Source organism: Streptococcus parasanguinis (assembly GCF_031582885.1).
Lineage (GTDB): Bacteria > Bacillota > Bacilli > Lactobacillales > Streptococcaceae > Streptococcus > Streptococcus parasanguinis_M.
This window is the reverse complement of record NZ_CP133988.1, coordinates 489,595-503,294: the sequence shown is the minus strand read 5'-3', so window position 1 is coordinate 503,294 and position 13,700 is coordinate 489,595. Positions and strand designations below refer to the sequence as shown.

15 protein-coding genes are annotated in these 13,700 nt (G+C 38.9%); 3 read left to right on the top strand and 12 right to left on the bottom strand.

Annotated elements, in window-relative coordinates; all coding sequences use genetic code 11:
* Positions 1-9 precede the first annotated feature (9 nt).
* From rplI to apf, 6 genes are all read right to left on the bottom strand, one after another.
* Positions 10-462, bottom strand: coding sequence for a 50S ribosomal protein L9 (gene rplI / locus RDV49_RS02590; protein WP_003002156.1), 453 nt, complete (start codon positions 460-462; stop codon positions 10-12).
* The gene (locus RDV49_RS02585; protein ID WP_050783547.1) at positions 459-2,435 is read right to left on the bottom strand and encodes a GGDEF domain-containing protein; all 1,977 of its coding nucleotides are present in this window, start codon (positions 2,433-2,435) and stop codon (positions 459-461) included. The genes rplI and RDV49_RS02585 overlap by 4 nt, the downstream gene beginning before the upstream one ends.
* A 198-nt stretch (positions 2,436-2,633) precedes the next feature.
* Positions 2,634-4,544 carry a tRNA uridine-5-carboxymethylaminomethyl(34) synthesis enzyme MnmG gene (gene mnmG, locus RDV49_RS02580; RefSeq protein ID WP_003009189.1) on the bottom strand — a complete coding sequence of 637 codons (1,911 nt, stop codon included), beginning with the start codon at positions 4,542-4,544 and terminating at the stop codon, positions 2,634-2,636.
* Positions 4,545-4,554: 10 nt separating this feature from the next.
* Positions 4,555-5,010, bottom strand: coding sequence for an NUDIX hydrolase (locus RDV49_RS02575; protein ID WP_003009190.1), 456 nt, complete (start codon positions 5,008-5,010; stop codon positions 4,555-4,557).
* 136 nt (positions 5,011-5,146) lie between these two features.
* The gene (mnmA, locus tag RDV49_RS02570) at positions 5,147-6,268 is read right to left on the bottom strand and encodes a tRNA 2-thiouridine(34) synthase MnmA (RefSeq protein WP_003009192.1); all 1,122 of its coding nucleotides are present in this window, start codon (positions 6,266-6,268) and stop codon (positions 5,147-5,149) included.
* Positions 6,269-6,472: 204 nt separating this feature from the next.
* Positions 6,473-7,015, bottom strand: coding sequence for an aggregation-promoting factor (gene apf, locus RDV49_RS02565; RefSeq protein WP_003009194.1), 543 nt, complete (start codon positions 7,013-7,015; stop codon positions 6,473-6,475).
* A 228-nt stretch (positions 7,016-7,243) separates the two neighbouring features.
* On the opposite strand from apf, the gene sdaAB reads away from it, so the two are divergent.
* From sdaAB to RDV49_RS02550, 3 genes are read left to right on the top strand one after another with little or no spacing between them, the layout of a single operon-like run.
* Positions 7,244-7,915 (top strand): L-serine ammonia-lyase, iron-sulfur-dependent subunit beta, encoded by a 672-nt coding sequence (sdaAB, locus tag RDV49_RS02560; RefSeq protein WP_023919982.1) that lies wholly within the window; start codon positions 7,244-7,246, stop codon positions 7,913-7,915.
* A 9-nt stretch (positions 7,916-7,924) separates the two neighbouring features.
* Complete coding sequence (gene sdaAA / locus RDV49_RS02555; protein ID WP_310744361.1) at positions 7,925-8,797, top strand: L-serine ammonia-lyase, iron-sulfur-dependent, subunit alpha; 873 nt, start codon at positions 7,925-7,927, stop codon at positions 8,795-8,797.
* 1 nt (position 8,798) lies between these two features.
* Positions 8,799-9,428: an HAD hydrolase-like protein gene (locus RDV49_RS02550; RefSeq protein WP_003009199.1), complete on the top strand. Its 630-nt coding sequence runs from the start codon at positions 8,799-8,801 to the stop codon at positions 9,426-9,428.
* Between the two features lie 25 nt (positions 9,429-9,453).
* Here RDV49_RS02550 and RDV49_RS02545 read toward each other — a convergent pair whose 3' ends face one another.
* The 6 genes from RDV49_RS02545 to RDV49_RS02520 form a co-directional block, all read right to left on the bottom strand.
* Positions 9,454-10,104, bottom strand: a complete 651-nt coding sequence (locus tag RDV49_RS02545; RefSeq protein WP_003002250.1) for a LysM peptidoglycan-binding domain-containing protein — start codon at positions 10,102-10,104, stop codon at positions 9,454-9,456.
* Positions 10,105-10,261: 157 nt separating this feature from the next.
* The gene (locus RDV49_RS02540; RefSeq protein ID WP_003009203.1) at positions 10,262-11,059 is read right to left on the bottom strand and encodes an energy-coupling factor transporter transmembrane component T family protein; all 798 of its coding nucleotides are present in this window, start codon (positions 11,057-11,059) and stop codon (positions 10,262-10,264) included.
* Positions 11,052-11,894 carry an energy-coupling factor transporter ATPase gene (locus RDV49_RS02535; protein WP_003009204.1) on the bottom strand — a complete coding sequence of 281 codons (843 nt, stop codon included), beginning with the start codon at positions 11,892-11,894 and terminating at the stop codon, positions 11,052-11,054. The genes RDV49_RS02540 and RDV49_RS02535 overlap by 8 nt, the downstream gene beginning before the upstream one ends.
* A complete protein-coding gene (locus RDV49_RS02530) occupies positions 11,879-12,703 on the bottom strand; it encodes an energy-coupling factor ABC transporter ATP-binding protein (RefSeq protein WP_003009206.1) in 825 nt (274 codons plus the stop codon). The genes RDV49_RS02535 and RDV49_RS02530 overlap by 16 nt, the downstream gene beginning before the upstream one ends.
* A complete protein-coding gene (gene pgsA, locus RDV49_RS02525; protein WP_003009208.1) occupies positions 12,704-13,243 on the bottom strand; it encodes a CDP-diacylglycerol--glycerol-3-phosphate 3-phosphatidyltransferase in 540 nt (179 codons plus the stop codon).
* Positions 13,244-13,274: 31 nt separating this feature from the next.
* Complete coding sequence (locus RDV49_RS02520; protein WP_003009210.1) at positions 13,275-13,682, bottom strand: helix-turn-helix domain-containing protein; 408 nt, start codon at positions 13,680-13,682, stop codon at positions 13,275-13,277.
* Positions 13,683-13,700: the final 18 nt, after the last annotated feature.

The following is a 13,700-nucleotide window of genomic DNA, read 5'->3' as shown; positions in this document are numbered from 1 at the left end:
CGATCGTGTTTATCCTTCGTTTACACGAATATTAATCACACCTGTAACATCTTGATAAATTTTTACAGGGACGTCAATCAAACCTGTTGAACGAATTGGAGAGGAAACTTGGATATGACGTTTATCAATTTTAATGCCAAATTGTTTCTCAAGCTCTTCTGCAATCTTTTTATTGGTAATAGAACCGAAAGTACGGCCATCTGGCCCAATTTTTTCCGTGAATTGAACAACAGTTGCTTCTTCTTCTAATTTTGCTTTAATCTTTTGCGCTTCCGCTAACAATTCAGCATGCGCTTTTTCTTCTGACTTTTGCTTTCCACGAAGCTCACCGATTGCTTGGGCATTGGCTTCTTTCGCAAGATTTTTCTTGATCAAAAAATTTTGTGCATAACCAGTAGGCACTTCTTTAATTTCGCCTTTTTTACCTTTACCTTTTACATCCGCTAAGAAAATAACTTTCATTCTACATTCTCCTTTTCAATAGTTACTTCGTTTTCAATAGTCTCAATCAATTGTTGACGAATACTCATCAAATCTTGACCCTCAATTTGAGAAGCCGCCGAATTGAAATGACCTCCTCCGCCAAGCTGTTCCATGATACGCTGTACATTGACTTTGCTTCGACTTCGTGCAGAAATCGAGACAGTCCCACTTTGATTACAAGCGATGACAAAGGTTGCTTCCACCTCAGACATGGCTAGCACACTATCAGCTGCTTTACTAATAGTTACTGAATCATAGGCTTTAGTCGTATTGGCACAAGCTACGATGATATGTGGCAAAATCTTTTCACCAGTCAAGATCAGTTCGTTCACTTCGCGGTACTCGTCAAACTGAATAGCAGAGATCTCCTGGATGGCTACACTATCACTACCTCTTGAGCGAAGGTAACTCGCCACATCAAAGGTCCGACTTGTAACACGTGTGGAGAAGTTCTTAGTATCCAGCATGATTCCAGCCATCAAGACACTTGCTTGAATCTTCGTTAACCGATTTTTCTTCGATTTCTGGAACTGAATAAGCTCACTAACCAATTCACTCGCACTACTTGCACCACTCTCGATATAAGTGATCAGAACATTTTCAGGGAAATCATCATCCCGACGATGATGGTCAATGACAATAATCTGTTTAAATTCCTGATAAAACTCTTTTGAAAGAGTCAAGGCTGTCTTAGAATGGTCCACCATAATTAACAAAGAGCGATCCGTCACCATTTGCATGGCTTCCTCTAGGGGAAGGATTTTCGTCACCTGCTCTTCTTCTAGTTTCGCAATTGCTCTTGAAATATCACTAGCCATTGCATGCGGGTCATAGACCACATAAGAGGAAGCCAAAATATTGCTAGAGAAAAACTGCATCCCCACAGACGCTCCTAAAGCGTCCATATCCAAGTTTCTATGCCCAACAATGAAAACTTGATCAACGGATTTAATTTTATCCGAAATAGCTGTCATCATAGCGCGTGTGCGAGTCCGAGTCCGCTTCACAGCCGAAGCTGTTCCACCACCAAAGAAAATAGGGTTTTTCTGTTCATCATTTTCTTTGACTACTGCTTGATCCCCACCACGAACTTCCGCAAGGTTTAGGTTCAAGAGAGCCACTTTACCAATCTCATCATGCTCCCCGTCACCATACGAGAATCCCATACTTAAGGTAATAGGTAGCTCACGATTTTTAGCTTCTTCACGGAATTGATCGATGACAGAAAATTTTGATTTCATCAACTGTTCTAAGACCGTGTAGTCTGTAAACAAATAGAAACGATCCATCCCCACACGTCTGTAAAACATATGGTAATGAGCTGTAAACTCTTCTACAAAGTTGGCAATAAAACTATTGATATTGCTAATATCAGAGTCTGAAATGACATCTTCTAGATCATCATAGTTATCAACAGAAATAATACCGATAACGGGACGAGTTGTCACCAATCCCACAGTTGCTTCATACTCACTTGAAACATCAAAAAAGTAAACAACACTAGACGTCTGATCAAAGTAAACAGAATATTTCTTATCGGCTACAGTGACATAATGTCCTTTATCCTCAAACAAAGTATTGAGTAACTTTTTCAATGATTCAACATCAAAGTCCCCATCATCTGTTGAAAAAATCAATTCAGCATAAGGGTTGAACCACTCTACTTCATTTGACTCTTCATTAATTTTGATAACTCCAACAGGCATTTTATCAAGGAGGGATGCTAATCCGCTTTCTGCCTGATGGTTAACATATTGTATTTGTTCTAATTCATCTAACTCTGAAATTTGTAACTGGTATTCAAATAAAGCAATCAATCCAGCTAAGACTAAAAAAATTGCAATGAGAGTTACATAGCCTTTGCCAAAGATTCTTAAAAAAATTGCTAAAATTGCAAATGAAATAAAACCAATTAACACATAATGGATGAACGATAAACGAAATTTTTTCATCATAAACCTCTTCTCGGAATTATACCATAAATAGAGGTAAAAAGCGAGGTTTCTCTCTATATTACAGAGAAGATCGACCCGTAAAAAGCTCTTCCTCCGCTTCACTACTTTGTAAACAACGTTTACAACTATGTAAACAGTAACAACAAATTTTAATCCATAAAATTGAGGCTGAAACATCATCTCAGCCCCATTTTATTAGTGGTTTGCTTTGTTTTTGGAGATGCTCCGAGATTTACCTTCCAAGTAAACCATTAAAATAGAGATATCCGCTGGATTGACACCTGAGATACGACTTGCTTGACCAATCGTTTCTGGATTAATTAATTTAAATTTTTGACGCGCTTCGGTTGCAATAGAGTCAATATCATCCCAGTCAATATTCGCAGGGATTCGTTTTTCTTCCATACGCTTCATTTTTTCAACTTGGTCCATTGCTTTTGAAATATAACCTTCGTATTTAATTTCAGTTTCAATCAATTCAATGATTTTATCATCCAGTTCTTCAGCTGCAGGACCGATAAATTCTACCACATCTTGGTAAGAGACTTCTGGTCTTCGCAAGAATTCTTTAGCAGTGACAGCATCTGTCAATGGTTTAAAGCCCATTGCAGCAACCTTCTCATTGGTTTCCTTTACAGGCTTTAACTTAATGCTATCCAAACGCTTCATCTCGTTTTCAAACTGATACTTCTTGGTTTCGAAACGTTGCCAACGTTCATCATCTACCAATCCAATTGCTCGTCCCATTTCTGTCAAGCGCATATCGGCATTATCATGACGCAAAATCAGACGGTATTCTGCACGGCTTGTTAACAAACGATACGGTTCGATCGTTCCCTTTGTTACCAAGTCATCGATCATGACCCCAATATAACCATCACTGCGTTTCAAAATGAGTTCTGGTTTTCCTTGGATTTTTAGAGCCGCATTGATCCCTGCAATAATCCCTTGACCAGCAGCCTCCTCATAGCCAGACGTTCCATTGGTTTGGCCAGCTGTAAAGAGACCTGAAATTTTCTTAGTTTCCAAAGTTGCGCGCAATTGATGAGGCAAAACCATATCATACTCAATTGCATAACCCGTTCGCATCATTTCTGCCTTCTCAAGTCCCTTAATAGAATGGACGAGATCCCGTTGAACATCCTCTGGTAAACTCGTTGACAGCCCTTGAACATAGACTTCTTCTGTATTTCGTCCCTCAGGTTCTAAAAATAGTTGATGACGCTCTTTGTCAGCAAAACGGACAATTTTATCCTCAATGGACGGACAATAGCGAGGACCCACTCCCTTTACAACCCCTGTAAACATAGGTGCCCGGTGTAAATTATTCTGGATAATTTCATGGCTATGCCCATTCGTATAAGTCAACCAACAAGGAACCTGATCCTTTACATAATCTTCATCACGCGATGTATAAGAAAAATGATTTGGAGCTTCATCTCCAGGTTGAATTTCCGTTTCGTCATAATTAATTGACGATGCCTTTACACGAGGTGGTGTCCCTGTTTTGAAACGTCCAATTTCTAATCCTAGTTGTTTGAGATTATCGGCCAAATTGATAGAAGCTAGACTATGATTAGGTCCTGACGAATACTTGAGATCTCCAATGATAATTTCTCCACGTAAAGCTGTCCCAGTAGTGACAATAACAGCCTTTGCTCCATATTCTTGGTGAGTTGCAGTCCTTACACCAACAACCTTACCATTCTCCACCAAAATCTCATCAATCATAGTTTGGCGAAGAGTTAAATTTTCTTGATTTTCAACCGTTTTCCGCATTTCTTTTGAGTAAAGTTCTTTGTCTGCTTGAGCCCGAAGTGCACGAACCGCAGGACCTTTACCAGTATTGAGCATTTTCATTTGGATGTAGGTCTTGTCGATGTTCTTCGCCATTTCTCCACCGAGGGCATCGACTTCACGCACGACAATCCCCTTAGCAGAACCACCAATAGAGGGATTACAAGGCATAAAAGCCAGCATTTCAATGTTAATAGTCGCAAGTAAGACCTTACAACCCATACGGCTAGCAGCTAGAGAGGCTTCTACTCCCGCATGCCCCGCACCGATTACAATGATATCGTATTCTTCTATAAAGTTATAATTCATTCTATTTCTCCTATTTCTCAAGATGGATGTGTCGTAATTTTCCGTCCCAGTCTGGTAGGGCTGATTTTAAAAAAGCCGGTTTCAGGTCAACAGTATGTAAATCATCTAAAGCAATCCAACGACAAGGTAATTGCTTTGTATCTTCCTGCATGACCAAAGGTGCATCTTCCAGCAAGTCTACAAAATAATGAAATTCAATGTTATGGTAGTGGATTCCAGCTTGTTCAAAGTGATTTTCAACCACGAAAGCTAACGGACCTACTGTAGATGTAACACCAAGTTCCTCTTTGACTTCACGAACTACCGCATCTTCTGTAGTTTCATTGACCTGAATAGCACCTCCGATTGTGTAACAGCCGTCCTCATCTTCAATGACAAACAAGCGATTATCTTTTACAATCAAAGCAGTCGCTCTCACACCAAAAACAGTAGAATCTATTTTCGTCCGAAAATCCTTTTGCCTCATTTTACTTCCTTTCGAAACCACACAAAAATAGTCAAAACTCTGAGAAGTGCAGGACAAAAAAGCCTGCAACATCCATGAGCTTTGACCATCATTTCTATTGCTTTTATTATTGTAGCAAATTGAGAAATTTTGTCAATTAAATATACTGACAAACTTTTCCGTATTTATACGCCTGGTCAATAATACCGCCGCCTAAACATTCCTGACCATCATAGAAAACAACGGCTTGACCAGGTGTAATAGCACGCTGAGGTTCAGCAAAAATAACCTCTGCTTTATCACCTTTAACCTTTACAGTAACTTTACTATCAGGTTGACGATAACGGAATTTTGCTGTACATTCCATTTCAAATTCTTCTGGCATATCTCGAGTAAAGTGAATCATTGAAGCATCAAGAGAAGTTGACATCAACGACTCATGGTAGAAGCCTTGACCGACATAAAGAATATTTTGACTAAGGTCTTTACCAACTACAAACCAAGGAGCATTGTCTCCACCTTGTTGGCCACCAATTCCAAGTCCACCCCGTTGACCGATCGTGTAATACATCAAACCAGCATGTTCACCCATATCTCGTCCATCGATGGTCATCATTCGACCTGGTTGGGCAGGAAGGTAGTTCCCTAGAAATTCTTTGAAATTCTTTTCTCCGATAAAGCAAATCCCAGTAGAGTCTTTCTTTTTAGCTGTTGCCAATCCAGCTTCTTCAGCTAGACGGCGAACCTCAGGCTTTTCCAAATGTCCCAATGGGAACATGGTTTTTTGAAGTTGTTCTTGTGACAGTTGGCTTAAGAAATAAGTTTGATCCTTCCCGTTGTCAACGCCACGTAACATATGGACAATGCCATCCTCATCACGCGACACGCGCGCATAGTGCCCTGTCGCTACATAATCTGCACCGAGTGTCATAGCATAATCTAGAAAGGCCTTAAATTTGATTTCCTTATTACACATGACATCCGGATTAGGTGTTCGACCAGCGCGGTATTCAGCAAGGAAATATTCAAAGACACGATCCCAGTATTCTTTCTCAAAGTTGACAGAATAGTAAGGAATGCCAATTTGGTCTGCAACCGCTGCTACATCTTTGTAATCTTCTGTAGCTGTACAGACGCCATTTTCGTCTGTGTCGTCCCAGTTTTTCATGAAGATGCCGATGACATCGTAACCCTGTTGCTTTAATAATAAAGCTGTTACAGATGAATCCACACCACCACTCATACCAACAACAACACGTGTTTTCGAGTTATCACTCATAGATTTCTCCCATCTTTTCGTTTCTCACGATTGAAGGTCGTGGTTTGCTTCAACGATTGAAGGTCGTTTTGAGCAGTTACCATTTTAACACGCTTTATATTAGAAAACAAGCATCTTACTATTCTTTTTGTTGATCAGGATCGATGGGTTTACAAGTCTGTAAATTAAAAAAGAGTCCTATTCAAGAACTCTTTTTAAACGAATTTAATACCAGCCATTTGCCAACCAGAAATTTTTAGCTGCTGACCATGATCCATAACGGTTGACAACATATTGATTGGCCACTTTTTCCTGGTTTGCAGGTGATAAATCACCATTCAAATAAGTGATAGTCAATTGGTAACGACCATAATATTGGCCATTTTGTGCTGTATAACTACCACTTGACTCTTTTTGGGCAATCCATTCCTTAGCAGCCGCATCTTCCGCACTCAAGCCATCTGAAGCAGAGACAGTAGTTGTTGCTTGTGTAGTATCCGTTTTACTAGCAGGAGCTTGCTCCGTGGTTTTCTGCGTTGTATTTGCATCTTCAATTTCAAGAACTTGACCAACTGAGATGAGATTCACGTTACTAATCTTATTTTTCTTAGCAATTGCATCAACCGTTGTGTTCTTCTCTTTAGCAATAGCTGATAAAGTATCACCTGATTTTACAGTATAAGAATCTGCATTCGCTACAATTGGAAGGAAAAGTCCTGCAAGTAAACTAAGTCCAATAATTCGTTTCATCATTTGTTTTTTATTCATTATTATATACTCCTTTATTGGTATACCTCTATACTACACAAGAAATATTTCATATTTATTGAAATAATGTGTCAAATATTTCAGTCAGATGTTAGAAATACTAAAAATCCAGGATAATATAAATGCTTTAAGCCCCCTTTAAGATTTCTCAGATATTTCGGGAAAAATAGAAGAAATCATCAGCCATATCTGATATAATGAAGTAAAGTGATCATAAAGGAGCAGAGCATGAACTCTTTAAAATTCCAATCAGTTTTTGATATTATTGGACCTGTGATGATCGGCCCATCCAGTAGCCACACTGCAGGCGCTGTTCGAATTGGTAAAATTGTTTCTTCTATCTTTGGAGAGGAGCCAAAAGAAGTTGAGTTCCAATTATTTAATTCTTTCGCCAAAACCTATCGTGGTCATGGAACAGATTTAGCCTTAGTAGCGGGCATCTTAGGAATGGACACAGATGATCCTAGAATCCCAGATAGTCTAAAAATTGCACATGAACGAGGCATTCGGATTGTTTGGTCTATTCAAAAAGAAAGCAATGCTCCTCACCCAAACACAACGACTATTACTGTTAAAAATGATCATAAAACGATTTCTGTCACTGGAATCTCAATTGGTGGTGGGAACATACAGGTTACTGAGTTAAATGGCTTTGCTATCTCGCTAAATATGAATACTCCAACCATTATCATTGTTCACCAGGACGTCCCTGGAATGATCGCCCATGTGACAGAAGCTCTTTCTCGCTATGATATTAATATTGCACAAATGAATGTAACACGGGAAAAAGCTGGAGAAAAAGCGATTATGATTATAGAAGTTGACTCAAGGAGTTGTGAAGCAGCGATCGACGATATCCGTAAAATTCCTCATCTTCATAATGTCAACTTTTTCAAATAAGGAGTTCATATGTTTTATTCAATTGTAGACCTCGTAGAACAAGCAAGCACGCAATACGAAGGAAACGTCGCAGAGTTAATGATTGCAACTGAATTTGAACTAACTGGTCGTGAACGAGAAGAAGTCCTACGATTAATGACCCGTAATTTAGAAGTGATGATTGATTCTGTAAAGTTAGGGTTAAATGAAAACCACTCTCGTAGTGGGTTAACCGGTGGGGATGCCGCAAAATTAGATCGCTATATCAAATCAGGAAAAACGTTATCTGACTTGACCGTCCTAACCGCAGCGAAGAATGCTATTGCTGTCAACGAACACAATGCTAAGATGGGACTGGTCTGCGCAACACCCACTGCAGGATCTGCTGGCTGCCTCCCCGCAGTTCTCACTGCAGCTACCCAAAAATTAGGGTTAAACCGTCAGCAACAATTAGATTTTCTACTGACAGCTGGAGCTTTTGGTTTAGTCATCGCAAATAATGCTTCTATTTCAGGTGCAGAAGGTGGTTGTCAAGCAGAAGTTGGCTCTGCTTCAGCTATGAGTGCGGCAGCATTGACACTAGCTGCTGGGGGAACTCCTTATCAAGCGAGTCAGGCAGTCTGTTTTGTCATCAAAAACATGCTTGGTCTCATTTTTGATCCAGTAGCAGGACTCGTGGAAGTTCCATGTGTCAAACGAAACGCAATGGGAGCCAGCTATGCCTTCATTGCTGCTGATATGGCCTTAGCAGGTATTGAATCAAAAATACCTGTTGATGAAGTGATTGACGCCATGTACCAAGTTGGATCTAGTCTTCCGACTGCCTTTAGAGAAACAGCTGAAGGAGGATTGGCAGCAACACCAACCGGACGTAGATTACAAAAAGAGATATTTGGAGAATAGCATGCAAGCCTTATTTTTTGACTTAGACGGAACATTAGTTGACAGTTCCAAGGGAATTACAGAGAGTTTTCAACATACATTCGATACTTTGAAGGTTCCTCAACCCGATCTCAAAACCATCCGTAGTTTTATGGGACCACCTTTGATTTCTAGTTTTGAAGCTACCCTTCCTGAAACTTTGGTAGATCAAGCAGTGATGATCTATCGCCAGTATTATCATGAAAAAGGTCAATACAAATCAACTCTGTTTTCTCAGATAGTAGAAGCTTTGAAAGCATTACATGACGAAAACATTCCTCTTTATGTAACCACTTCAAAACATGAACCAGTTGCTTTACAGATGTGTCAAGATTTAGGTATCGCTAAATACTTTAAAGGAATTTATGGATCAAATTCAGATCGTATCCACAAAGCCGATGTCATTCGATACGCCTTGTCAATCAATGACCTTCCAAAAGAGGAGACAGTGATTATTGGAGACACAAAATTTGACCTCATTGGAGGTCAAACAGTGGGCATAAAAACCATGGCCGTCACTTGGGGATTTGGAGATCTTGATGAGCTACTTCTTTACTCACCAGATTTTATTTGTCACTCTCCACTTGACATTCTTGAGACATTAAAAAAATAGGTTTACAAATTGTAAACCTATTTTTTTAATAACCCCAAGCTGACAAACCTTGTGAGCTATATGCATTGTATGCAGCCTGGATTTGATCATCAACTGTTGCAGTTGAACCCCAACCTGGCATTGTTTGGAACAAGCCACTGGCACCAGAAGCATTTGCTGCATTTACTTGACCATTTGATTCACGGGCAATAATTGCTTCCCAAGTAGAAGCAGGTACACCAGTCATTTCAGCCATACGAGCAGCTGCATAAGATCCTTGTTCTCCAGCAGTATTCCCATTTGATAGAACAATTCCACCATTTGTTGATTGTGCAGAAGTCACTGCAGCATTTGCTGCATAAGTTGTTTGTTTTTGAGCAGTTTGTGCTGTTGCAGTTGCTGTAGGTGCACTTTCAGCAGGTTTTGCTTGCTCTTGTGGAGCAACTTTATCAATCATAGATTTTGAACGCTCACCTAACTCAATAATTTGTCCTGCATAGATCAAATCTTCATTGGTCAGATTGTTAGATGCAATAATATTTTCTACTGAAGTGTTATTTTCTAGTGCAATTTTTGATAGAGTATCTCCAGACTTCACTTCGTAAGTTTCAGCATTCACTGTAGCAATACCTGAAATGAAAAGTGATGCTGCTGAAAGTAGGGAAGTGACTGTCCATTGGAACTTTTTACTGTTCATGAATTCTATTCTCCTTTCGAACATAATTCTATCATACACACAAAATGTTACAGTTTATTGTAGAATATATTACAAATGTTACAAGAATATGTGAATTTAATGTAAAAAGCGCTTTGTATAGCGCTTTTTCCTTATTTTTGAACCAATACAACTAGCTCTATCCATTTTTTAGATAAAAAACTATCAACATGAGGCACAGAATAACGAGCAATGCCAGGGTATCTTTTACTCCCCACTGCAGAGTCCGATAGCGTGTTCGTCCCTCACTGCCTTTGTACCCTCTCGCTTCCATCGCAATTGCTAATGCATCTGCGCGTTTAAAACTAGAAGCAAATAGAGGAATGAGGATCGGAATAAAGGAACGGATCCTTTTTAATAGATTTCCCTCACCAAAATCAACACCACGTGCCCTTTGCGCATTCATGATTCGATTCGTATCATCTACTAAGGTTGGAACAAAGCGCAAACTCATAGATAGCATTAACCCAATCTCATGAGCCGGAACCTTAATAATTTTTAGTGGGGTAAGGATCTTTTCAACAGCATCTGCTAAACTCAATGGTGTCGTCGTCACGGTTAAAATCGTCGAATAAAAAATGATTAAAATAAATCTACAAAATATGATGGCGGCTTGCATCAATCCTTGGTCGGTTAATTTAAAAAACCACCATTGGTACAAAATAGTTCCTTGAGAGGTCGCAAATAATTGAAAAATGGTTGTAAAAGCAATGATAAAAATCATTGATTTTAAACCTTTAATATAAAAACTAACCGAAATCCTCGTTAGATACATTAAAACAAAAATAAAACCAAAGAGAAGAACATTTGTCTGGATATTATTTGCCCAAAACAGAAGAAATATGAATAAAAACATTGAGAGCAACTTCCCACGAGGATCTAGTTGGTGGATAATGGAGTTTCCAGGAATATACCTTCCTAAAATCATATTATTCATGAAGTAACAGCTCCTTTAGTTCCTCAATTTTGATTGGTAGTCTGTCCAGAGGAAGTCCTCTTCGTTTCAATTGAAGAGCAAAATTCGTAATTTGTGGGACTCCTAATTGAAGTTTTTGTAAATACTCAACCTGTTGAAACACTTCCCCTGGGGATCCGTTTAGGACAAGTTTTCCCGCTTCTAAAGCAAATACGGTATCAGCAAAATTTGCTACATCATCCATCGTATGAGTTACCAGAACTAGAGTCATCCCATTTTTATGTAATGTTTCAAACAGCGCCATCAATTCCTTTCTTCCAGCAGGATCTAGCCCTGCTGTTGGCTCGTCCAATACTAAAATCTCTGGTTCAATAGCTAAAATACCCGCGATCGCAACCCGTCTCATTTGTCCACCAGATAGTTCAAATGGACTTTTATCATAGATAGACTCTTCTAAACCAACGATCGCTAATTTTTCTTTGGCTATTTCCTCCGCTTTGTCCTTAGGTACCCCAAAATTTTGTGGTCCAAAGGCTACATCAGCTAGAACAGTTTCCGCAAATAGCTGACTTTCTGAAAATTGAAAAACCAAACCAACCTTTTTTCTCAGGTACTTCATTTCTTTTGGCTCAGAATGATTATCTAAAATAAAATCTTCAAATTGAATCGTTCCTTTAGTCGGACGCAGTAAACCATTTAGTAATTGCAACAAAGTAGACTTGCCACTACCAGTATGCCCAATGATGGCTGTATAAGATCCATCTTTTATTTCCAAACTAATATCAGAAAGCGCCTGCCCTTCAAAAGGACTTCCCTCTTGATAAGTATAATAGACATTCTTTAAAGAGATTCCCATAGTTGGTCTAATAACTCACTTTCTGTTAGATAATCCTGTTTTAGCGGAAAATGCGAGCTGAGAGATTCTTGAACCTGCTTACTAAAAGGCTTATCTAGTCCAATCTCATTGAGGTCATTTCTTGAAAACAATTCCCGCGGCGTCATAGAAGACTCTAGTTTTCCTTTTTGAAACACGAGCGTTCGATCACTTAAGGCAATTTCGGTTAAATCATGGGTAATGGAGATAATTGTTAATTGAAATTTTTTCTGAAGTTCTCTCATTATCGCCATTAGGTCCTCTCTGCCTTCTGGATCTAACATACTAGTTGCTTCATCAAGGATAATAATAGTTGGTCTCAAAGCGATAATACCCGCTATGGCCACTCGTTGCTTTTGACCACCTGACAAACGAGATGGTTCGCGATCTTTAAACTCCAGCATACCGACTTGCTCAATAGCTTTCTCCACACGTTGAAGCATTTCTTCCCGTGGAATTCCTTGATTTTCTAAACCAAAGGCAACATCATCTTCTACTGTCGCACCAACAAATTGGTTGTCAGGGTTCTGAAATACAATCCCAATTTTACTACGGATTTCCCATATAGTTTCACGAGTCAGTTGTTTTCCATCAACGTAAATCTCACCAGACTCAGCTTCCAAAAGGCCATCAATCAGGCGTACAACTGTAGATTTCCCACTACCATTGTGTCCAACAATCGAAAGCCACTCTCCTTGTTTCACGTGAAACGAAACCCTGTCAATTTGATACTCTTCTACTGTTTTATCGTATCGAAAGGATACATTTTTTAACTCAATCATCTGTTTCATTTATTTAAATGTGTCTTTAAAGAGATAGCTACTTCCTTTAAAGTAGTCGTAACCAGAATAAATTGTGAAAATCAATGCGATATAAAGTAACACTTGCCCAGGAAGAGTCCAATGACAAAGCAAAAAGATAATGGCAAACATTTGGCTAAAGGTCTTAATTTTTCCTGGCATAGCTGCAGCCAAAACTGTACCACCTGTCTCAACAAGTAGAAGACGCAAACCAGTGACAGCTAACTCACGACAAATGATAACGGCTGCAATCCAAGCAGGAACCATCTTTAATTCAATCATCATGATAAAAGCTGACATGACCAATAATTTATCTGCCATTGGATCTGCAAATTTCCCAAAATTACTTACCACATTCCATTTTCGTGCAAGAAAGCCATCTAAATAATCTGTAATACTTGCAATTGCAAAAATAACTGCTGCTACAATATGGCCTAGATAAGAATGACTTAAACTTAAAATAGCAATAAAAATAGGAATCATTACAACCCGAATTAATGTCAATGCATTAGGAATATTTTCTTTTTTCATACTTCCTCCAAAAAATAAACTATCTTTACATCTATTTTACAGATGCTGTAAACTCATAAAAATATACGATATAAATCACAAAGCCAAGGATGGCAAAACTCACTAGTAGATAATACAGGATTGGTAACCAGCTCGCTTTCTGTCTTAATTTTCTTGAATGAAGCTCTTCGTCATCTACAAGTATTTCTTCATCAAATAACAATTCTTTTCCTTCACGAAAAGCTGTCAATAGGATGGACTCATCTAATCCCAAAGCCCATGCTAACTTTTTAAGATAGATCTGAGCGTAAAAGGGACTCGGTAATAGATCAAACTCATCGTTTTCCAACGCTTCTATATAAGGAATTTCAATGGCTGTCTTATTTGACACATCCTGTAAACTTAAGTGTAAATTTACTCTTGACAGTCTTAACACTTGACCAATCGTTCTCTTCTTCATGTTTTCCCTTCTTGATAC

Coding starts and splice junctions, on each gene's coding strand:
- rplI (WP_003002156.1), bottom strand. CDS start 462: ATGAAAGTTATTTTCTTAGCGGATGTAAAAGGTAAAGGTAAAAAAGGC.
- RDV49_RS02585 (WP_050783547.1), bottom strand. CDS start 2,435: ATGAAAAAATTTCGTTTATCGTTCATCCATTATGTGTTAATTGGTTTT.
- mnmG (WP_003009189.1), bottom strand. CDS start 4,544: ATGAATTATAACTTTATAGAAGAATACGATATCATTGTAATCGGTGCG.
- RDV49_RS02575 (WP_003009190.1), bottom strand. CDS start 5,010: ATGAGGCAAAAGGATTTTCGGACGAAAATAGATTCTACTGTTTTTGGT.
- mnmA (WP_003009192.1), bottom strand. CDS start 6,268: ATGAGTGATAACTCGAAAACACGTGTTGTTGTTGGTATGAGTGGTGGT.
- apf (WP_003009194.1), bottom strand. CDS start 7,015: ATGAATAAAAAACAAATGATGAAACGAATTATTGGACTTAGTTTACTT.
- sdaAB (WP_023919982.1), top strand. CDS start 7,244: ATGAACTCTTTAAAATTCCAATCAGTTTTTGATATTATTGGACCTGTG.
- sdaAA (WP_310744361.1), top strand. CDS start 7,925: ATGTTTTATTCAATTGTAGACCTCGTAGAACAAGCAAGCACGCAATAC.
- RDV49_RS02550 (WP_003009199.1), top strand. CDS start 8,799: ATGCAAGCCTTATTTTTTGACTTAGACGGAACATTAGTTGACAGTTCC.
- RDV49_RS02545 (WP_003002250.1), bottom strand. CDS start 10,104: ATGAACAGTAAAAAGTTCCAATGGACAGTCACTTCCCTACTTTCAGCA.
- RDV49_RS02540 (WP_003009203.1), bottom strand. CDS start 11,059: ATGAATAATATGATTTTAGGAAGGTATATTCCTGGAAACTCCATTATC.
- RDV49_RS02535 (WP_003009204.1), bottom strand. CDS start 11,894: ATGGGAATCTCTTTAAAGAATGTCTATTATACTTATCAAGAGGGAAGT.
- RDV49_RS02530 (WP_003009206.1), bottom strand. CDS start 12,703: ATGAAACAGATGATTGAGTTAAAAAATGTATCCTTTCGATACGATAAA.
- pgsA (WP_003009208.1), bottom strand. CDS start 13,243: ATGAAAAAAGAAAATATTCCTAATGCATTGACATTAATTCGGGTTGTA.
- RDV49_RS02520 (WP_003009210.1), bottom strand. CDS start 13,682: ATGAAGAAGAGAACGATTGGTCAAGTGTTAAGACTGTCAAGAGTAAAT.